Below are 20,486 nucleotides of genomic sequence, written 5' to 3' on the forward strand. Positions count from 1 at the left end.
AACCTTTGATGCACCCATCATCCTATATTTCACGATGTGCTAACAGGGTGAAAGTATTACGATTAGGCAACGATTGTCAGAAGTCTATTTTCCATAAAATTAACCCGGGCAGAACAAAATCACCCTGGCGGGTGAATAACAACTCGCGGACACGATGAGGTTCCTTCACGATCTATCCGCGGCTGATGCGGACAGGAAATCCGTTAATAGGGAGGATTCGTCTATTCAGCAGGACAAACGGACAGAGATTCCGCTAATTGTCCCATCTCCTCTCATTCTAGGCACAAATGAACGATATAACGGATCCTGAGTCCGAATTCGCCAGGAAAGCATACTTTTTCGCAAAATAAGATCTTCTCTGTCCGCTTCACTCCGCGGATGGAGCCCAATCCTCCTGCACCGCTATATCATCTGAAGCTTCCAAGATATCCACATTTTTGAGCATTGCATCATTTCCTAAATGATAAAGAAGGCCGTCGAGATTTTCTCAACAGCCTAAGACCGTTATAGATGCAATTCTGCTATATCCTATGAAATAAGCGTAGCCCTAGGCCCGGAACCCCTTCAAAAAATCTACAGCCAGGCGGATGTCGGCCTCCGGATTGCTGCCGACCTCGCGCTCAATCGTCAGATACCCCTTGTAGCCGATGTCGTTCAGCGCTTGCAGGTAAGCGTTCCAGTCGACGCTGCCCGCTCCCAGCGGCACCTCGCGGAACGCTGAACCGCTCTCTGCCATCTCCGCGATCTTCTCATGGTCCAGCGCCGGCGCTTCATAACCATATTCGCCGTATACATCGCGCGGATCAATATGGCCCAGTTTGACACCATCTTTGGCATGGGTGTGTACAATATAATCTTTCAGCGTATGAACACCCTGCACGGGGTCATCTCCGGTCACCATGACCATATTGGCCGGGTCAAAATTGACCGATACCCCCTTAGCCCCCAATCCGTCCAGGAACGTTTTCAGACGTGTGGCCGTTTCCGGTCCGGTTTCAATTGCAAAATAAGCATTCATCTCATGAGCGTATCGGCTTAGCTCTTCGCAGGCAATGTGCATGGTCTCATAGATTGGACTGTCCTGGTTAGGGGGAACAATACCGATATGTGTGGTCACGATGTCCGTACCCAGTTCCTTGGCGAGCTCCATGATGCGCTTGGACTTGTCGATCTTGGCACGGTTCTGCGCCGGGTCCTGGAAGCCATGCCCACCCAGATCGCCGACCAAGGCGGAGATTTCGAGCCCGAGCGAGGCGATGTAATCCTTCCATTCGCGCCGGGCCGTCTGAGACAGCTGGGCCGGATCGAATTCACCCTGTACCGCATAAATCTGTACCCCATCGGCTCCTGCTTCCTTAGCCTTGCGCAATCCCTCTTTTACCCCAACCTGAAAGCTGTCTACGATGACACCGATTTTGTTAGTGATAACAGGTTTAACCATGGCGATAATTCCCCCTTGAAGTTCATTAAATTTCGTTCCACATCCGCTTGATATATTCCAGACCGAGTCTCGTCCCCTTGCGGCAATCCTCCATTCCCTCGAATTCGATGGAGATATAGCCGTCATAACCGCTTTCCTTAACAATTCTGATTATACGCGGCATATCGATGTCGCCCTGGCCCACAATGGCACCTCTCAGCCAGTTGCCGCCGGAGGATTGGAACCATCCTTCACCAGGATGACGCTCCTGCGGACGGATATAGAAATCTTTGAAATGAACCATGGAAGCGAGCTTCATGTTACTTGCCACAGCGGTAAGCGGATTCTCATCGGCGCATAGAAAATTGCCAACATCGAGCGTCGTGCGGAAATTGTCCCGGCCCACGGCGTGTACCAGCGCCTGGACACGGTCGCTGTGCTGGATGAAATAGCCGTGGTTCTCCACGCTGGTCGTAATGCCAAAAGCAGCTGCATAATCGGCAATCTCACGGCAAGCTTCGGCTAGCCGCGGCAATTCCTCCAAAAAATGGGCGATGGATAGATCGGACGCTGACGCCACATCATGCCGCATCCGCTGAATGCCCAGCGCCGCACAGACGTCGACTTCCCGTTTTACCCGCTCCACTTCCCGCTGCCGCTCCGCTGCTTCCAGCCCGGCAAAATTGGCTCCGATAGCATAATTGGACAATTCAAGGCCACGGGACGCCGCGGTCTGAAGAATCACATCGACCAGCTCCGGTTGCTCCACCAGATTGAAGCCCAGAGGCACAATCTCTGCATGCTCCGCCCCAAGGTCGGCGATGGTCTCAATCACTCCCGCAAGGGTCAGCTCTCCAGCTGAAAAAGCGGTGTGCAAGCTATAGGTGCTGATTCCCAGCTTCATAATTTCACCTCTTCGCCTTTGGCTGCCGATTCATAGATCCCGCCGAGTATTTTCATAATCGCTACGCCATCCTGCACAGGGCTAATCGGCTCCGAGCCGGTGTGTATGCTGCTCGCAAAATGATTAATTTCATGCTGGAAGGCACTGTTGAAATCAAAGCCCTTATGATCGGTCTGAGGGTAGATATTAACGATCGTGTTTGACTGTTCACTGATGATGACTATCTCGGGATCAATCTCAAAGCCGCCTTTCTCACCGTACAGGCGCACCGAACGCTCGTCTTCTTTGGCATGCAGTGTAAAGCTGACATCGACCATCAGCGAGGCTCCATTCTCAAATCGGATCAGGGCATTCGCCAGATCCTCCACCGTATTGAGCGCCGCATCGTAGTCGGCTGCTTTATAGAAAGAAAGATACTCCACATTGGCGCGGTTGCCGAGCTTCCGGTAGGTATTGGCGCTTACCGATACCGGCTTCGGGCGGCCCATTAAATACCAGCACAGATCAATCACATGAACGCCGATATCGATCAGCGGTCCGCCGCCGGAGCGTTCAATATCAGCAAACCAGCCGCCGGGATTGCCAAGCCGCCGGAGTGTCGTCGCCTTCGCATAGTAGATCTCGCCGAATTCCCCTTTTTCGACCAAGGTATGAAGCAGTTGGGCATTGGCATCATAACGCCGCACAAAACCCACTTGCAGAATCTTGCCGCTCTTTTGAACGGCCTGCTCCACCTGAAGCGCTTCTTCAAACGTACGGCAGAGCGGCTTCTCCACAAGCACATGCTTGCCGGCTTCGAGCGCCGCGATACTGATCTCGGCATGGGAATTGTTCCATGTGCAAATGCTGACCGCATCCACACCGGAATCGGCCAGCAGTTCACGGTAATCCGTATACACCTTCTCGGCCCCATACTCTGCAGCCGCAGCTCTCGCCCGCTCTTCGTTCAGGTCGCACACCGCATATACAGAGGTCTGCGGATTATTCCGGTAAGCATTCAAATGCAAGCCTGAGATGGAGCCCGTTCCAATTACACCAATTCTGATCATATCCATCTACCTCTCTCTTTTATTATGCAGGGGTTCTGATTCGTATTATAATGATTTCAATCCTGAACACCATGCAGAGCCTTGCGGTCTTATTTGTATAATTGTGCGGTAGGAGGTGAAGTCCACCAAATGTTGGACTATGATAAACAACTGCAGGAGCCTATGGATATGCCGGACCCCGAGTTTCCGATTAAAGTACATACCCAGCGCTTCAGCCGGGCGGGGGTTGTGCTGTTCCCCCATCATTGGCATGAGCATCTGGAATTTATATTTATTGAACGCGGTGAGGCCGTATTTGAGTGTGGGCGGACACCGATCACCGTCCGGGCCGGTGACTTAATTGCCGTGAACAGCAACGAGCTGCATTACGGCGTAAGTGCTTCGTCCGATTTGCTGTATTATGCGATTATCACAGATACGTCGCTGCTCCACAGCGCCGTAAGCGACGCAGCCGAGACCAAATTTATTGCACCGATCCAGCAGAACCAGCTGCTGCTCCGCAACCATATCCGCGGGGATCAGCACATCACAAACTGTGTGCTGACGATTATCCGCGAACTGGAACGCCGTGAATTTGGCTATGAGCTGGCAGTCAAGTCCGAGCTATACCGCCTGCTCACGCTGCTGCTGCGCAGACATATCGTCACCGTACTCTCACAAGCGGAGCAAGCCAGGCGTATTCAGACTGTTGAGCGCTTCGCGCCTGTACTGCGCCATATTGACACCCATTACCAGGAGCCCCTCTTTGTAGACGATCTTGCCGCGTTGACCGGGTTAAGCCGCTTCCATTTCAGCCGCCTCTTCAAGGAGCTGACCGGACATACGGTCTCGGAATACGTCAACGCCGTCCGGCTGGACCGGGCAGATTACATGCTGCGCCATACACAGCTTACCGTTTCCGAAATCGCCGCCGCTACCGGCTTCAACGATATCTACTATTTCAGCCGGACCTTCAAAAAGCACAAGCAAAGAACCCCCACCAGCGTTAGGGGGTTCTGAACTAACTGGCAGGAATGGTGATCGTGAACGTGGTGCCTTTGCCTTTTTCGCTCTCGACCTCAATCACGCCTTTAACCTTATTGACAGTGCTGTAGACCATGAGCATCCCCAGACCGGTGCCTTCCTCCTTGGTGGAGTAGTAAGGCTTGCCCAGGCGGGAGATTTCCTCCTTGGTCATGCCTATTCCGGTATCTCCGATCCTGATGATAATATTCTGCTTTCGTTCGGATATCGTTATAGACAAGGTACCGCCGCCCTTTTCCTTCATTGCTTCAATCCCGTTTTTGTACAGATTAATGAAGCACTGCTGGATTTGGTTCTTGTCATAATTTTTGTTCAGTGTATTGTTGAAGCTGTACTCGACCTCCACCTTATGAATGATGGCATAGGGCGTGATGATATCTTTGGTATACTCTGCTTCCGCTTGCAGGTTGGCATACACCATATTTTCGGATTGCGGTTTCGCCAGGGAGAGATAGTCGGTGACGATTTTCTCCGCACGGTTCAGCTCCAGCAAGGATAAATCCACATACCCTTTTTCCTGCGGCGTAATCGTGGTTGATTTCGACAACAGCTGCAAAAAACCGCTGGTCACCGTGAGCGGATTTCTAATCTCGTGCGACACACTGGCCGCCAGCTCGCTGACGACATTCAAACGTTCCGATTGCAGAATCCGTTCACGATTCTTGATATTGGCAATGATCTGCTCCGTCAGAATCATCAGGATACACATGAATCCGACATGAGTAATCATGGCAACTAAGGTGAGATTCCAGAATTGTCCTTCCAGCTTGCCCATAATCAACGCCAGAATGATCAGATAGCAGCCCATAGTAAGACCGGAAATTACGCTCGCCCAGATAATCCGGCGTTTGGGAGCCAGCTTGATGAAGCGTTTGCTTAAGAGGGGGACCAGCACAAATACAACGGTTGAAAAAAGGAAAGATTGGGTCATTCCTTCTCCCCCAACGTAGAAGCGGTAAATATTTAGAATTACGTATAAAGGAAAAACATTCCTGTATCCTCCAAAAAGAGCTACTATAATAAAAGGAACATATCTGAGATCAAAAATAAATCCCATTTCCAGCTGAATCGGCTTGGCAATGCACAGGCTCATCGTGATTGCCGACATGAAGACAAGAACTTTACCATTGTACGGGTTGGTTTTATTTTCAAAAAAGATCACTACAGTTAAGACCGGAAATAGTAAAAACAAGAAATTCAACAGTAAAATTTCGAACAAAGGATAACTTCCTTTCGGCCTTGTAACTAAAAAGGATCTATTCTAAATATTATAAGTAAATATTCCCTTATTGACTACAGATATCCTCACCTTTTTAAAAACGCATGTTCCGGGCTTTCAGGTCATTCCATTGACAAAATCGCTGGATTTAGGTATGTTTAGCTTTGTGAAATTTAGTTTTGCAAAATTTAATTTGATGAAAAAGGAGGACTTTCTATGATGATTGTAAGTATGATTCTTGTAGCACTCGTTGCCATTGAGCATGTGTATATTTTGATTTTGGAAATGTTTATGTGGACCGGTCCAAGAGCACAGAAGGCGTTTGGGACCAGCCGGCAATTTGCGCAGGATACGAAATCGCTCGCTGCCAACCAAGGGTTATATAATGGCTTTCTGGCCGCCGGTTTATTCTGGGGCTTGTTCCATCCGAACAACGCGTTTGGCTATCAGCTTCAGTTGTTTTTTCTAATCTGTGTCGGTGTTGCAGCGGTCTATGGCAGTATCACTGCCAAGAAATCGATTTTATTCGTCCAGGGCTTTCCGGCATTTGCGGCTATTCTGGCCCTTGTACTGGCGAATCTCTAAATAAAAGAAACCACTCCCTGAACAGGAAGTGATTTCATTTGCGGTAATTTTCTGCTGTACCCTTATGAGGTACGCTTTAACTTACCTCTTCTACCCAGTGATCTTCTCTTTTTTCTGAGCCGGCGCAGCTTCACCCTTATCGATTTCAGAGCTTGTTTCCTCTTTACATATTGACGTCTGATCCGCTTTAGCCGCTTTGAAGAACGATACTTGGCTCGGAGTATTCTTTTCTTTCTCAGTCTTAATCTTAGCCGCAGCCGCAGCCGTCTGCGCAGCCGTAACGGTCTGCGGCGTTTCCGTCTGTGCGGCTTCTGGGAATGGTGCTCCGGGGCCGGAGTTGCCACTTCAAGGGCCGGAGCTGCCATTTCAGAGGCCGGAGCTGCTACTTCAGGGGCCGGAGCTGTCGGCCCAGGCAGCATAGCCGGATGCTGTTCCTGCTGCGGGACGTTGGCCTGCCCCGGCTCAGAGAACGAAACCGGTCCTGCTGTAAATTCTCCAGCCCATGGGGTCATGGCCAGAAATTTAGAGTATAGCGGGGCTGCGGGTGAATCAGCATGCCACCATTTATTGTCTCCCGCGAAGTGAATGATTTTATTCTCCACATCCAGCTCTGATTGGGCGAATGTATTGAACCGGAGATCGAGTTGCAAATAGTTTGAGCTATACACGGCATTCAGAACATCCTGGTCAGGCATGGTCATCATGGGATGGGCGCGCAAGAACTGGAGCATCTCTTCATACCAGGTCTGTTTATTGCGGATATTATTCAGTTGAAACACAATTACCCCTGAGTTAAAATACAGCTCCGCACTAAGACCAAGTGAAGTGAAATATTCCGCCAAGTTCTGTCCCTGATCCAGCACTGCGCCCAAATAACGTTCGCCCAGATCAATGCTCCACAGCTCGTTAATATCCATATTGACCAGAATGTCGCAATCCAAATAAATAACCCTGTCTGCCTCAATAAACAGTGGAAGCAGCAAACGGTACATACTGGCCATTGTCCAAAAGTCGATTTTATGCACGCCGGCTGCAACTTCTCGCAAATCCTCAGGAACGGTAACATGATAATAAAAGATGTTGTGACGAAATGATTCCACCAGTTGTCTAAGCTTCTCCTTATTGTCTTCACTTAAAGAATCATCATGCACAATGTGCACATTGATCATTTGCTGGGTATTGGAAAAGATCGATGCAAGGACAACACCCGCATGCTCCGTATAGCTCCCGTCTGTATCATTGATCGTCAGAACCAATTCAATCATTTTCAAGGATCACCTACCCTTAAAAGTATTTTTGCACAGTCGCCTGATGCATTAGTCTACTTAAGTGTATGTGTCTACCCTGGTGGATGGATTGGACTCTTCCCCAGTACGGACGGGATTTATTGTGAATCCTCTTGCAAGTCAGGATTAATTCTTGTCACTGTTGCACGGTCTCCCAGGATATGACGGGCAGGCTGCTCCTGAATCCCCTGTTCAACAAGCTGAACCTGCGAGCCAAACACACTTCCCTCCGCATGAATACGCGACAACGTCACCCGATCCATCAAAATGCTATTAGTTAAAATACAATCTTCTACGACACTATTCGGACCAATATACACGTAAGGTCCAATAACACTGTTCATTACGCGGGCGCTTGGGTCAACCCTGACCGGGGGAATCCACTGAACCGAGGGATCATAACCAAAGGGCTCCACAAAATTGTGGGGATCATGATCCATCCGGTGTCGGTTCGCCTCAAGCCAGCGTTCATGGGTACCCACATCAAAAAATTGTGCGGTTGTTACACTGTACGCAACATGCTTGTCTTCTGCAATCAACAGTTGAATCGCATCCGTTAGTTCATATTCACCCCGTGGAGAAGGCGTGAGGCGATCCATTGCCGGCCAGATGGCTGCAGTCAAAGCATAGACTCCGACAATCGCTAAGTTGGATTGGGGATGGCGCGGCTTTTCTACCAGATTGACAATTTGCCCGCCTTCAATCACGGCAACACCAAATTGCCGGGGGTCTTTAACCTGCTGAAGCAGTATTGCAGCAGCAGATTTATCTGTGTCCAGTGACTGGATCAATGGCGTAAGCTCACCCTCATACAAATTATCGCCAAGCATCAACAGGAAAGGAGAATCTGCTACAAAAGACTGCGCGCTTTTGACCGCATCCGCCAATCCCTTAGGCTGCTCTTGCAGCAGATAGGTTAAGGTGGCATTCCACTCCCCCCCATCTCCAATGATCTCCCGGATCTCTCCTTGCGATGGGCTCACAACAATTCCAATCTCGTTAATTCCGGAAGCGACAAGTTTCTTGATGATAGAAACAAGTATATACTCTCCATTCACTGGTAGCATACACTTCGGTTTGGTATAAGTCGAAGGCTGCAGTCTTGTTCCCCGGCCGGCGCATAAGATTAATCCTTTCATAAACAGGCCCCCTACCTTTGAAATCCGTTTTCTTCGGGAACTCGGTGTACAAGAGTTCTTTATATTTTATGCACAAGCTATAAGGGTGCTTGGATATATATTTAGCATCAATGACCTATTAATCTATGATCCGCAGCAAATATCGCTATTTTTCAAAGTTGACAAACAGCTGTCAACAGCACCTCCTTATACTACAACCATAAACTATAGATCCAAGGAGGCCATTCTACCAATGATGAATACCCGTTCGCGATACCGATTATGCCGTCCGCCAAAGCGCGTTACAGGTAGCAGGTCTGTATAAATAAACAAATAACCAAAAACAGCGCAGCGATCCTCCAGTAACCGGAGAATCGCTGCGCTGCTGTGTTTAGACAGTTTCTAAGTTAAGGCGAAATTATGAAATGGAGACCGTCGTCTTTTGCCCATGCTCCCATTCTTCATCAGTCAGACGGAGCGACCGTGCTGTTGAAGTCTGAATTTGGTGTATCAATTCCGGTTTATCGAGCAGTGACAAGCCGTAAGAGGGAATCATTTCTTTTATTTTGGGTTCCCACGTTTGCAGATGCTGCGGGAAGCACTTTTGGATTACCTCAAGCATGACCGAAACGGCGGTAGAAGCACCCGGAGAGGCGCCGAGCAATGCAGCTATTGATCCATCCGCGGCATTAATTACTTCCGTGCCAAATTGAAGCGTTCCTTTGCCGGCGGCTGTATCTTTAATGATCTGCACACGCTGGCCCGCCACCACCAAATCCCAATCTTCAATTTTGGCATTCGGGACAAACTCCCGTAAAGCTTCCATCCGCTTTTCTTTGGATAACATCACTTGCTCGATCAGGTATTTGGTCAGCTGAAAGTTTTTTGCACCTGCTGCCAGCATGGTTACGAGATTATTGGGCTTTACAGAAGTTATCAAATCAAACATAGAACCAAATTTCAGAAACTTTGGCGAGAAACCGGCAAACGGGCCAAAAAACAATGATTCTTTCTTGTCGATGAATCTGGTGTCAAGATGCGGAACAGACATTGGAGGAGCACCAACTGCAGCTTTGCCATAGACTTTTGCTTGATGCTGGGCTACAATTTCCGGTTTCCGGCATACCATAAACAGTCCGCTTACCGGAAATCCTCCGATCCCCCTGCCTTCAGGAATACCCGATTTCTGCAGCAAATGCAGGCTTCCTCCACCGCCGCCAATAAAGACAAATTTTGCACTATGGCGTGTTACGGCAGAGCTGTCGACATCCCGCACTTTCAATTCCCACGAGCCGTCGCCAGTACGTTTAATATCATCTACTTGATGATTGAACTTAATATCAACATTTTTGCTTTTTAAATGGTCAAACATTATGCGCGTTAAAGCACCAAAGTTAACATCCGTACCGGAGTCAATTTTTGTTGCCGCTACAGGTTGATTCAATGTCCGGCCTTTCATCATAAGCGGCATCCACTTCGTCAGTTGTCCCGGATCATCAGAAAATTCCATACCTTGAAACAAAGGATTTTTTGAGAGCGCTTCAAATCTTCTTTTCAAAAAATTCACATCTTGTGCGCCTTGCACAAAACTCATATGAGGGACTGGAACAATGAAATCCCGCGGATGACTGATCCGCTTGCTGTCCACCAGATAAGACCAAAACTGCTTGGAATACTGATACTCTTCATTCACTTTTATCGCTTTACTAATGTCGATGGCCCCGCCTGGTTGTTCGGCGGTGTAGTTAAGCTCACACAGTGAGGAGTGGCCCGTTCCCGCATTATTCCATTCGTTGGAGCTTTCTTCTCCTGCGCCGGCGCGCCGCTCAAACACAGTTATTTTCCAGTCCGGCACTAATTCCTTCAGCAGTGAACCAAGTGTAGCACTCATGATCCCGGCACCAATTAAAATAACGTCTGTTTTCGTTTGTCGGTTATCCATTTCTACCGTCCTTCTATCCTACGATTTGCAGGAAAAGATGCAGGCGCTCCTGCTTAGGCGCCATAACAAGCCAGGGCGCGACCTAGTCACACACCTAATCTGTATCATTTATGTCCTAATCATAGTGTATCACTATTGTTTATAGATTTTAATATTTATCTAATTTTTTATAAAAATACAGGTGATTAATTTATCCCAGCAGCCCTACTCCCTCACGGAAAATGAAGCAGGGCCGCCTCTTGTCGTAGAAACCTCTACTCTTGAGACAGCCCTCTTCATATATCCCCTATCCTGGCCTAACGTTAAGCCAGTCCAGCTCCGCTTACGGTCTTGGCCAAGACTGCCGGTTCACTGCTTTCGCCGACAATCTGCAGCAATTCGTCCTGCTCCCGCACCTGTCCTTGCGGGAGTTCGATTACATCGATATAATCCATCGTATTGGTCACAATGACCGGGGTAACTGTTGCGTATCCGGCTGCCCGGATCTGCTCCACATCAAACTCAAGCAGCAGCTGGCCTGCCGATACCCGGTCTCCCTCTTTGACATGGGAGGTGAAATGCTCACCATTCAGCTTGACCGTATCAATGCCGACATGTACCAGAATTTCAGCACCATGATCCGATACGATAGCGATCGCATGTTTCTTTTTGAACGCTACGGTAATGGTTCCGTCGAAAGGGGCTACGACCCGTCCTGCCGAAGGCTCAATCGCGATACCTTTGCCCATTGCCTCCGATGAGAATGCTGGATCAGGTACATCAGACAAGGAGACTACTGTACCGCTTAAAGGGCTAAGTGCCTTTTCGCCGGTTCTGCCTGCTCCTCTGTCCAGTCTAACTTCATTAACCGGAGCTGCACTGCTGTTATCTTCTTCCACCGGATCTTTAAAGCCCAGTACATAAGCCAGAACGGCGGAGATGAGGAACGAAGCCGAAATCCCGATAATCAGACCCGGAAAACCTTGTCCGCCCGGCCCATAGAAGATCGGCAGAGTCAACAGTCCGGGTGCACCGGAAGCAAAAGCCTGCGTTCCGGCTTGTCCGATAATTGCACCGCCGACCGCGCCGCCGATCAGACCGGCGATAAATGGACGCTTGAGCGGAAGAGTAACCCCGTATACAGCCGGTTCCGTAATCCCAAACAGCGCGGAAAGGGTCGCCGAGCCGGCAAGTGTTTTGAGCTTCTTGTTCTTCGTTCTCAGCATTACGCCAAAAGCTGCACCCGTTTGCGCGAAGACGGAAGCCGTAGCTGCCGGCTTGATCCCATCTTTTCCGTATACGGCAATATTGTTAATGAATACCGGTACAAGCCCCCAGTGAACACCGAAAATTACGAGAAGCTGCCACGATGCGCCCAGAATGGCTCCAGCGAGTAGCGGACTGAATGCGAAGGCAGCCAATAGAGCGTCGGCAATGCCATTGCCGACATAGACACCAAACGGCCCAAATACGATTAGGGTGAGCGGTACCATGACAACAAGTGAAATCAATGGAGTAACAAAGTTTTTGACACTTTCATGAATGATGCGGTTGCAGAATTTCTCCAGATGGCTCATCACAATTACAGATAATATGATTGGAATAACAGTAGACGAATAACTCATCATAACAACGGGAATCCCGAAGAAATCAGTTTCTGTTCCATCCGTTTTCAACTGGACAATGGTCGGGTACAGCAAAGCCCCGGCAATAGTCAATGCCGTAAAAATACTTCCGCCGAACTTTCTCGCTGTCGTAACGGCTAACAGTGCAGGCAGGAAGTAGAACAGCGCGTCCGCTGCAGCATACAGGATGATATAAGTTGAATCCGTCTTCTGCAGCCATTCGAAATTGCTGGCGATTAGCAGCAGCCCTTTCAGGATCCCGGCTCCTGCCATAACACCGAGCAATGGAGCAAAGATGCTGGAGATGACATCGATGAGGCTTCCAATTCCTTTTTTGCCGCTTTTCGGCTGATCCTCCGTCTTGGATTCGTTCAGAATGCCGGAAACCTTGCCGATGGCATTGTATACTTCAGGCACCGTGTTTCCGATAACGACCTGAAATTGTCCTCCGCTTTCCTTGACCGTTATGATGCCCGCCGTTTTCTCCAGCGTAGCTTTGTCAGCCTTGTTGTTATCCTTCAGCGTAAAGCGAAGCCGGGTCGCACAGTGGACCAGCGAAACCACGTTTTTCTCTCCGCCCACACCCTGCACGATTTCTTTAGCCAGTTTCTCGTAACTCATCTTGCAGCACCCCCATTTTTTAATAAAAAAGTCATTTTTTAGATTATGAAGGCAAATAAAAAACCTAAGCCACGAGAAATAGTTGACGAATTCGTCACACTACTTCTCAGACTCAGGTTTTGCCTGCATGACCAGTAACAATCCCAAATTGGATGTTATTTAGTTTTAATAAGGTTATATTATAACGCTTTCTTTTTGTTGTCAACGCATTCATTTCAATTTTATAATGTATCTTGTCTCTCAGCGATTGACGACCCGTTCAATATGCACGGTCAAATACAGCATCTCTTCGTTGGTCAGCTCATGGCCATATTCCTTCCCGACAAAAATCTTAATTTTCTCGGTGCATGCCGCAGCTTCCTTGTGCTTCTCCTTGATCAGCGTGTATATATGGTCATAATTATCCTCGTAGTGTGTTCCCTTGAAGACCCGCTGGGCAAAAAATTTCAGATGCGTAATAAAGCGAAAATAGCTAAGGGAATCCTCGTCGAATTCAGTGCCGAAATGATATTTGACGATGTTGATAATCCGCTGCATAAATCGCGTGATATCCATCGTCGTACTAACTTCCTCATTCATCTCCGCGTTGATGATATGAATGGCAATAAAGGCAGCCTCGTCCTCCGGCAAATCGATTCCCATCTTCTCCTTGATCTGCCCAAGCATCCTCTGGCCAACTTTAAACTCTTCCTTGTATAGCTGCTTGATCTCCCAGAGTAGAACATTCCTGATCGCCAGGCCCCCCTGATGGCGCTCCACCGCAAAGTTGATGTGGTCGGTCAGCGAGAGATAAATATTCTCGTTGAGCTGTTTACCCAGGTTCTGCTTGGTGTATTGAATAATTTCTTCCACAATTACTATCAGCTCGACAGGGACCTCGCGCAGCAGCATCTTGAAATTGTCGGAGGTCTGCTTGTTCTTTAGCGCAAACACTTTTTCAATCCGGCTTTCATCCACTTCATCGCCAGGCTTTTTTTTGAAAGCGATCCCCCTGCCCATGACGACCAGCTCCGTTTGATCTGCCTGGTAGACACTGATGACGTTGTTGTTAATCACCTTTGCTATCTTCATATGAGCACCCCATCCTGTACATGACAAGCTTAGCCTATTTAAGCAAAAAAAAACCGAAGCACAACAAAATAAACAGACCTGAGGGGGCCTTCTATTTCGCGGCTTAGGTTTTGCCTGCATGACCAGTAACAATCCTAATAAATATATACTTTAAGTGTAGCGGGTACAACTCAAAGTGTCAACGCTTTCAACCCAAAAAAAGAAGCCCCGGGATTCAGGACTTCCCCTTGAAAATTCCGCAAGAAATAACCGTTACTCTTCGAGATCCGAGCCGTTGGATTGGATAGCCTTTTTATACCAGCCGAAGCTTTTCTTAGGGATCCGTTTCATGGTGCCTTGACCCTCATTGTCCCGGTCCACGTAAATGTAGCCATAACGTTTTCTCATTTCTCCGGAGGAGGCGCTGACAATGTCGATGGGTCCCCAGCTGGTATAACCCAGAATCTCCACTCCATCTTGGATCGCTTCACTCATCTCTGCGATGTGCCGCTTCAGGTAATTGATCCGGTAATCGTCATTGATCTCTCCTTCGGGAGTGACCTCATCATGAGCACCGAAGCCATTTTCCACCACAAATAAAGGCTTCTGGTAACGGTCATGGAGCTGATTGGCCGTAATACGCATGCCTTTCGGGTCGATAGTCCAGCCCCACTCCGATTTTGCCAGATACGGGTTGGCGATGGAGCCGAATACATTTCCGCTGGTCATGTTTTTTTGCACTTCCGGATCCGTACTTGTCGTCCGGCTGGAATAGTAACTGAAGCCGATATAGTCGACCGTATGACTTTTCAGAATTCCGGCGTCGTCCGGCTCCATTTCAATACTCAGGCCTTGATCACGGAAGAAACGTTTCGCATAACCCGGGTATTCCCCACGAGACTGAACATCGATGAAGAAGTAGGATTCGCGGTCTTTTTCCATGCCTTGGAATACATCCTCCGGGTTGCAGGTATAAGGGTAAAAACTTCCGGCGGCCAGCATGCAGCCGATTTGGGCATCGGGAATCAGCTCATGACAAGCTTTGACGGCTAGTGCACTGGCAACCAGCTGGTGGTGTGCCGCCTGATACTGAATCTGCTTGACATTATCGCCTTCCTGAAATACCAGGCCTGCACCCAAAAATGGCAGATGAAGCAGCATATTGATTTCATTGAACGTCATCCAGTATTTCACTTTGTCCTTGTATCGTTCCAGCACGGTCTTCGAATAAATCTCGAACAGCTCCACCATTTTGCGGCTTCTCCAGCTGCCGTATTTCTGGATCAGAGCAACGGGAACGTCAAAGTGAGCAAGCGTAACCACCGGCTGAATGTTGTATTTAAGCAGTTCGTCGAAAAGATCGTCGTAGAACTTCAGACCGGCCACGTTGGGAACGGCATCTTCGCCTGTCGGGTAGATCCGGGCCCAGGAAATGGAGACACGCAGCACCTTAAAGCCCATCTCTGCAAACAGCGCGATATCTTCCTTGTAATGGTGATAGAAATCGATTGCTTCGTGGGATGGATAAAATTCGCCTTCGAGCGGAGTGAGCGCCGGGACGTTTCCTTTCATAATGCTTCTTCTCTTCTCGCCTGTAGGCAGCAAATCGACCAGGGTTAGGCCTTTATTGCCCGCAAGGTAAGCGCCTTCGGCCTGGTTCGCCGCAATGGCTCCCCCCCATAAAAAGTTTTCCGGAAATTTAGAACTGGTCATCATCATTCTCCTTTCAAATTGTGTTCTTGGTTACGGGGACCCATCAGATTAAAAACAAAAAACCTGAACACTCCTGCTGCACAGGCTGTGCAAGCAGGAATGCTCAGGTTATGCCCAAATGGTAACATCCCCAAGTTAACTATTGTGATAAGAATGAAGCTTATGGCAGTAACTTTAGCAAGGATTATGGGCGATGTCAACCGCGAAGCAGCCTGCTTCTTTATTAAATCTTTATAAACTGCTCCTATAATGGGGGAAAAGTTATACACACCCTTTTGAGGAGGAACATCCATGTCTATGAAGTCAAAATGGAACCGAAAGGTAATCGCTCTATTATCCGCACTGCTGGTACTGTTGCCCAGCCAAAGTGCCTCAGCGGGGGCTGCGCCACCGTCCGGCTCGAAGCTGCCAGGTTATGCTCATGAGATTAAATCATTGAAGGGAGAGGACTATAGCGATCTGGCTTATTTAAAACCGCTGCTGGCAGGCAAAACTGTGGTTAGTCTGGGTGAGAATTTTCACCGGGTAGCCGAATATGCGAGTCTGAAGACAAAAATGATTAAATATTTGCACGAGGAGCTCGGATTTGATGTCATTGCCTTTGAGTCGGGCCTGGGCGATGCCGAATTTATCAATAAACAGTCTGATCAATTGAACGCCACGGAGATGATGAAATATTCCGTCCTGCCGGTGTGGCATTCCAAGGAAACGCTGGAGCTGTTCAACTATATCAAGAAGTCGCACAAGACAGATAAACCGCTGGAATTGGCCGGTTTCGACAACCAGTTCACTTCGCCCATGCTGACCTACGGGGTGAGTGACTTCATCTCCACAGTGAACAAGGAGTACGGCAAGGCCTTTATATCCTTTGATTTTGAAGCAATTACCGAATTCTACGTGATAATGAATAAATATGGTTTGCATCCGGAGAGTGAAGCGTATAAACGGGGGATGAAACAAGTAATTCAACGTTATGTACCGCAATACAAACAGTATACCCGATACATTAAAGAGCGGCGGGAGCTGTTTACGGCGGCTTATCCAGCGGATCCCTATCTCATTGATGTAGTCCTGAAATCTCTGGAGGATCGTGTGCAATTTCTGCAGAACAGCTCGCTTGTAAATGTACAACAATCCTACGAGGCGCGCGACCGGGCCATGGCTGAGCATGTAGAATGGTTGATGAAGGTTAGATATCCAGGCAAAAAAATCATTTTGTGGGCACATAACGACCACCTGGCCAAAAACACCTCGGATATCCGGGTGCTGGAAGGCGGCAAATGGATTAACAGTTTCACAAGCATGGGAGAACTGCTGCACCAAAAGCTCAAGGATAAAATGTACGTTGTCGGCTTCTTTATGAACAGAGGAAAGACGGTCTCGATCACAAATATGAAGGAATTCTCTATTGGTCCCATGCCAAAGGGGAGCCTCGAACAAACCCTTTTGCAGACGGGACATAAAAATATTTTTGTCGACCTGTCCCGGCACACCAAAGCGGACGTTTCCAACAGCTGGATGTTCAAACCAGTGTATGCCGCCGAAGACGGGATGACGAGTGAGGTCATTGTTCCGATGTCGATGAAATTTGTACCGAAGGAGCAGTTCGACGGCCTGATTGTCGTTGACCGGGTCAACACTCCGACTCCTGCGTATTAGGTGTATGGTTCATTCCTTGTAATGCTTAAAAATAAAAAAACGGTTGGTCTCAGGTTCCCCTGATCCAACCGTTTCTTTATATTTACTATTTGAGGATAATATTATCGATCAGTACCGCCGAATCATAGACGCTGTCTCCTTGATCCCACACGTGAAAGCGAAGGACAATGGAAGCCTTCCCGGCAAATTGACTTACGTCGAATTGGACGTGCTTCCAATTCGTCATGTATGCCGTTTCGTCTCCACCGTAGAAATCAATCGCCACTTTGTTCTCATCAATCCAGTATGGGGTGGACCCGTTAATGGATTCGGTCCCAATGACAACGGACTCGTTACCGTAGACACTGGATGTTACAGAAGGTCCGCCATTAACATGCGAGGTAACGACGGAAGCCGTATTGATGTATACACTGGTGGTTACCGTTGTTTTAAAAGTATCGTTAAATTTGGACCCAACGAATTCCTTAGGCTCCTCGGAAATGAAATTATAATCGAAGGAAAGGGTTGTTGCTCCTTCTGGAACAATGAAGCTTTGCTCGATATAACTATCCGAATTGTAGTCGATGCCTCCGTTATCGTTATTTTCAAACCCAAGACCGGTGCTGATAATGGCCATGTAGTTGCCCTCCGTCGGCTTGAGTGGTCCAAGCTTGGAGATAACCCGAACATCTCCGTTCCCATTCCAGCCAATCCAATTTCCGGTTTCAAATGTTCCGTTGATCAGACCCTGCGTCTTAGCCCCAATGTTGCTGCCCTTCATAGCGAAAGCAGCCAATCCATCATTTGCACCATTGGCAGCCACTGCCGCCTGGAAGGCTTCTTCGGTCGTCTTGTTCTCATCAACTAACGCGGTGAACACAGATTGAATAATCGCCTGATCATAAGCAAGCTTTACATAATCGGTATATCCATAATAGGTGCCGGCACCATTGTTGATGAACGCATCTGCCATGGAATTGTTGTACAAGCTCCGGCAGCTGCCGTTAAATACGATCGTATCCGGCAACATATCGTTATAGCGTGTAATAAAAGAAGGCGTAATAGCATAATATCCGGAGATAATAGCCAGTCTTCCTTTTTTCAAGTCCATCTCATACGCTTTTTTACTTTCTTCAGTTGCCTTTTCCCCAGTCAGGAACATGACCTGCGGCCCGGCATATTTAAAATCAATACCGAACTTATTATGGAGCGTTTGGAGCACCTTTTCATCATAGAAAGTATCTCCATGGGTATCTAAAACTACGACTCCATAGTTATTCAGTCCTTTAAAAAAGTTAACGTCAGCTGCGGCATCCTTTACTCTTTCTGCAACGAAAGGGTAATTGGACTGTACGAACTCATTATACACAGCGTCATAAACAGTCGATGAGGTAAGCTTGCTGGAGAATGGAGAAATCACAGCAACCCGCTTGCTTCCTATGGATACGACGGATTGTTCGACACTTTGCGTAAGCGCATTTGCTTGCAATGCATCACCGGAAGCAGCAATTTCTCCGGTGCTGCTTAAGCCCTTGGTATTCTCAGGAGCTGCTGAAATTCCTCCCAGAATCCCGGCGTCCAATAAATACCATATACTTCCGCCAGCACCGGAAATACCTGCATGCTGTACTTCAGCTTGCGTTTGCAGCCAAGCTACAGTTTCTTCCTTTGCTTTTTGGATATCACCGTATTCAGTGACCAGCTGATCCAGCTTATTCTGCGTATTATTCTCGATGATTTCCACTTGTGCAAGCTGCTCAGCCGTAAGATGCTTCACTATAGATAATTTGAACACTGTGCTGCTTGGGGCGTCTCCCGTATAAGCCACCAGATTTATGTAGCCTTCTGTGCTTTCAGTCAATGTAACTTTACCACTGTAGATCCCGTCTGCTTTGAGACTGTCTCCATGACTCGCCAGACCATCATCATATAGTGATGTGATTTCGGAGATCACTTTGCCGCTGTCATCAACCTTATAGACACTGGCAGTTACCGTTTCAGCCCCGCTCAGCGGTACACGGAATACGACTTCTGATGGTTCATCCGCATAAATGGAATCAGCGCTCTCCCCTTTCACCACAACCTGAAGACCGTTTATCGGTGCAGGAGTTGCAGGTACCGGTGTTGCTGGTGTAGGCGTTGCTGTGCCCGGTGCTTCTGTTACAGGTATAGGCGTTGCTGTCGCAGGTGCTTCAGTTGCAGGTGGAGCTGGATTTACCGGAGAATTCCCGCCTCCGGTTGTCACCATGGTTGCAGCCGGTGTTGCAGTCGGTGTAACAGTTGGTGTGGCCACTAGAGATTCACCTTTGTTGACCTCTTTAGCAAGAAGCTCTTTGGATTTCTCGACATATACCGACCTATTCACTCTGAATTCATAAGCCAGACGAGCCAGAGCCTGCCGCTGCGCATGGTCTTTCGGCTTGAAGTTCAGCTTTCCGTCACTGCCTTCAATCCCGTTAATGAAGCCATTGTTGAAAGCCAAGGAGACGTACGCTTTGGCCCATTCGGATACCTCAGATAGATCTGCCAGCTTGGCATCAACCGGAAGCTCCTTTGCCGTATCTTCCAATTCAAAAGCCCGAATGAAAAATACGACCAGCTCTTCACGGGTGACCTTCGAATTAGGGCTGAAAGTAGTAGCGGATGTTCCTTCCGTAATACCAGCCTCTACCAATGTACCTATGTAACCGCGGTACCAACTGTTCGGGTCCACGTCTTTGAACGATGCTGCTTTCTCACCATTCTCTTTCAGACCGAGGGACAGGACGATGATTTTCGCCAGTTCGGCGCGTGTCATGGCCTTATTCGGTTTAAAGCTATTGTCTTCATACCCAGAGATTATTCCTGCTTCTACTAAGGATTGAATCTCTTTTTGCGCATAAGAATCCGTGATGTCCTTGAACTGCGTAGTCTCACCAAACGCCATACTTGGCATTAGGGTACTTAACAGCAGGGCAAATACCATCATCAGATTGACTTTACGGCGTACTGCATGGAATAGCATATTCTTCTCCCTTTCTATCTTAAAACTTTCACTCTGTATAGCCGTCCCAATAGGTCCCAAGGATGAGATATAAGACCACAGTCAGACAACCCTTTTGATTCTATAATAGGGACTACGGAGTTTACAATTATTATCGGCATTCATTTCATAGAACTTTATACCTATCTTTTAACAAATGAGTGAACTTAGTTTACAGGATCGAAGCAAAGGTCTCCCGTGGGCAGCACATAAAAAAAGCAGCCTCATGGGCTGGTCAGATTGTCGAGAAACCCAGGTCATTTCTTTGACTCTGGGTTTCTTTTTACGTTCA

General features: G+C 48.2%; 14 protein-coding genes. 3 read left to right on the forward strand and 11 right to left on the reverse strand.

Annotated features, from left to right (window positions below; genetic code table 11):
* Window positions 1-547: 547 nt before the first annotated feature.
* Genes IEY53_RS32440 through IEY53_RS32450 form a run of 3 tightly spaced genes read right to left on the reverse strand, consistent with a single transcriptional unit; the run spans window position 548 to window position 3,379 of the window.
* Complete coding sequence (locus tag IEY53_RS32440) at window positions 548-1,441, reverse strand: sugar phosphate isomerase/epimerase family protein (protein ID WP_189032173.1); 894 nt, start codon at window positions 1,439-1,441, stop codon at window positions 548-550.
* Window positions 1,442-1,466: 25 nt separating this feature from the next.
* Complete coding sequence (locus IEY53_RS32445; protein ID WP_189032175.1) at window positions 1,467-2,324, reverse strand: sugar phosphate isomerase/epimerase family protein; 858 nt, start codon at window positions 2,322-2,324, stop codon at window positions 1,467-1,469.
* On the reverse strand, window positions 2,321-3,379 hold the full coding sequence (locus IEY53_RS32450) for a Gfo/Idh/MocA family protein (protein WP_189032176.1): 1,059 nt from the start codon (window positions 3,377-3,379) through the stop codon (window positions 2,321-2,323). The genes IEY53_RS32445 and IEY53_RS32450 overlap by 4 nt, the downstream gene beginning before the upstream one ends.
* Before the next feature lie 123 nt (window positions 3,380-3,502).
* Here IEY53_RS32450 and IEY53_RS32455 point away from each other — a divergent pair, with 123 nt between their 5' ends.
* Entirely contained in the window at window positions 3,503-4,372 is an 870-nt protein-coding gene (locus IEY53_RS32455) for an AraC family transcriptional regulator (protein ID WP_189032177.1), read from the forward strand.
* 1 nt (window position 4,373) lies between these two features.
* On the opposite strand, the gene IEY53_RS32460 is transcribed toward IEY53_RS32455, so the two are convergent.
* Window positions 4,374-5,615, reverse strand: coding sequence for an ATP-binding protein (locus IEY53_RS32460; RefSeq protein WP_189032178.1), 1,242 nt, complete (start codon window positions 5,613-5,615; stop codon window positions 4,374-4,376).
* A gap of 216 nt (window positions 5,616-5,831) precedes the next feature.
* Here IEY53_RS32460 and IEY53_RS32465 point away from each other — a divergent pair, with 216 nt between their 5' ends.
* On the forward strand, window positions 5,832-6,200 hold the full coding sequence (locus IEY53_RS32465) for a DUF1304 domain-containing protein (RefSeq protein WP_189032179.1): 369 nt from the start codon (window positions 5,832-5,834) through the stop codon (window positions 6,198-6,200).
* Between the two features lie 62 nt (window positions 6,201-6,262).
* On the opposite strand, the gene IEY53_RS32470 is transcribed toward IEY53_RS32465, so the two are convergent.
* The 6 genes from IEY53_RS32470 to ascB all read right to left on the reverse strand — a co-directional run bounded on the left by IEY53_RS32470 (window position 6,263) and on the right by ascB (window position 15,534).
* Complete coding sequence (locus tag IEY53_RS32470) at window positions 6,263-7,465, reverse strand: glycosyltransferase family 8 protein (RefSeq protein ID WP_189032180.1); 1,203 nt, start codon at window positions 7,463-7,465, stop codon at window positions 6,263-6,265.
* A gap of 119 nt (window positions 7,466-7,584) precedes the next feature.
* Window positions 7,585-8,625 carry a sugar phosphate nucleotidyltransferase gene (locus IEY53_RS32475; protein ID WP_189032181.1) on the reverse strand — a complete coding sequence of 347 codons (1,041 nt, stop codon included), beginning with the start codon at window positions 8,623-8,625 and terminating at the stop codon, window positions 7,585-7,587.
* A 397-nt stretch (window positions 8,626-9,022) separates the two neighbouring features.
* Window positions 9,023-10,546 (reverse strand): malate:quinone oxidoreductase, encoded by a 1,524-nt coding sequence (locus tag IEY53_RS32480; protein WP_189032182.1) that lies wholly within the window; start codon window positions 10,544-10,546, stop codon window positions 9,023-9,025.
* Between the two features lie 302 nt (window positions 10,547-10,848).
* Window positions 10,849-12,771 (reverse strand): beta-glucoside-specific PTS transporter subunit IIABC, encoded by a 1,923-nt coding sequence (locus IEY53_RS32485; RefSeq protein WP_189032184.1) that lies wholly within the window; start codon window positions 12,769-12,771, stop codon window positions 10,849-10,851.
* A 240-nt stretch (window positions 12,772-13,011) separates the two neighbouring features.
* Entirely contained in the window at window positions 13,012-13,842 is an 831-nt protein-coding gene (licT, locus tag IEY53_RS32490; RefSeq protein ID WP_189032186.1) for a BglG family transcription antiterminator LicT, read from the reverse strand.
* 252 nt (window positions 13,843-14,094) lie between these two features.
* Window positions 14,095-15,534 (reverse strand): 6-phospho-beta-glucosidase, encoded by a 1,440-nt coding sequence (ascB, locus tag IEY53_RS32495; RefSeq protein ID WP_189032188.1) that lies wholly within the window; start codon window positions 15,532-15,534, stop codon window positions 14,095-14,097.
* 291 nt (window positions 15,535-15,825) lie between these two features.
* Here ascB and IEY53_RS32500 point away from each other — a divergent pair, with 291 nt between their 5' ends.
* The gene (locus IEY53_RS32500; RefSeq protein WP_189032190.1) at window positions 15,826-17,193 is read left to right on the forward strand and encodes an erythromycin esterase family protein; all 1,368 of its coding nucleotides are present in this window, start codon (window positions 15,826-15,828) and stop codon (window positions 17,191-17,193) included.
* A gap of 85 nt (window positions 17,194-17,278) precedes the next feature.
* On the opposite strand, the gene IEY53_RS32505 is transcribed toward IEY53_RS32500, so the two are convergent.
* Window positions 17,279-20,176, reverse strand: coding sequence for an S-layer homology domain-containing protein (locus IEY53_RS32505; RefSeq protein ID WP_189032192.1), 2,898 nt, complete (start codon window positions 20,174-20,176; stop codon window positions 17,279-17,281).
* Window positions 20,177-20,486: the final 310 nt, after the last annotated feature.

This window comes from Paenibacillus albidus (genome assembly GCF_014644435.1).
GTDB lineage: Bacteria > Bacillota > Bacilli > Paenibacillales > Paenibacillaceae > Paenibacillus_AQ > Paenibacillus_AQ albidus.

What these genes read in the sequence shown, in the direction of transcription:
- IEY53_RS32440 (WP_189032173.1), bottom strand. Translation starts at nt 1,441, where the DNA reads ATGGTTAAACCTGTTATCACTAACAAAATCGGTGTCATCGTAGACAGC.
- IEY53_RS32445 (WP_189032175.1), bottom strand. Translation starts at nt 2,324, where the DNA reads ATGAAGCTGGGAATCAGCACCTATAGCTTGCACACCGCTTTTTCAGCT.
- IEY53_RS32450 (WP_189032176.1), bottom strand. Translation starts at nt 3,379, where the DNA reads ATGGATATGATCAGAATTGGTGTAATTGGAACGGGCTCCATCTCAGGC.
- IEY53_RS32455 (WP_189032177.1), top strand. Translation starts at nt 3,503, where the DNA reads ATGTTGGACTATGATAAACAACTGCAGGAGCCTATGGATATGCCGGAC.
- IEY53_RS32465 (WP_189032179.1), top strand. Translation starts at nt 5,832, where the DNA reads ATGATGATTGTAAGTATGATTCTTGTAGCACTCGTTGCCATTGAGCAT.
- IEY53_RS32470 (WP_189032180.1), bottom strand. Translation starts at nt 7,465, where the DNA reads ATGATTGAATTGGTTCTGACGATCAATGATACAGACGGGAGCTATACG.
- IEY53_RS32475 (WP_189032181.1), bottom strand. Translation starts at nt 8,625, where the DNA reads ATGAAAGGATTAATCTTATGCGCCGGCCGGGGAACAAGACTGCAGCCT.
- IEY53_RS32480 (WP_189032182.1), bottom strand. Translation starts at nt 10,546, where the DNA reads ATGGATAACCGACAAACGAAAACAGACGTTATTTTAATTGGTGCCGGG.
- IEY53_RS32485 (WP_189032184.1), bottom strand. Translation starts at nt 12,771, where the DNA reads ATGAGTTACGAGAAACTGGCTAAAGAAATCGTGCAGGGTGTGGGCGGA.
- licT (WP_189032186.1), bottom strand. Translation starts at nt 13,842, where the DNA reads ATGAAGATAGCAAAGGTGATTAACAACAACGTCATCAGTGTCTACCAG.
- ascB (WP_189032188.1), bottom strand. Translation starts at nt 15,534, where the DNA reads ATGACCAGTTCTAAATTTCCGGAAAACTTTTTATGGGGGGGAGCCATT.
- IEY53_RS32500 (WP_189032190.1), top strand. Translation starts at nt 15,826, where the DNA reads ATGTCTATGAAGTCAAAATGGAACCGAAAGGTAATCGCTCTATTATCC.
- IEY53_RS32505 (WP_189032192.1), bottom strand. Translation starts at nt 20,176, where the DNA reads ATGCTATTCCATGCAGTACGCCGTAAAGTCAATCTGATGATGGTATTT.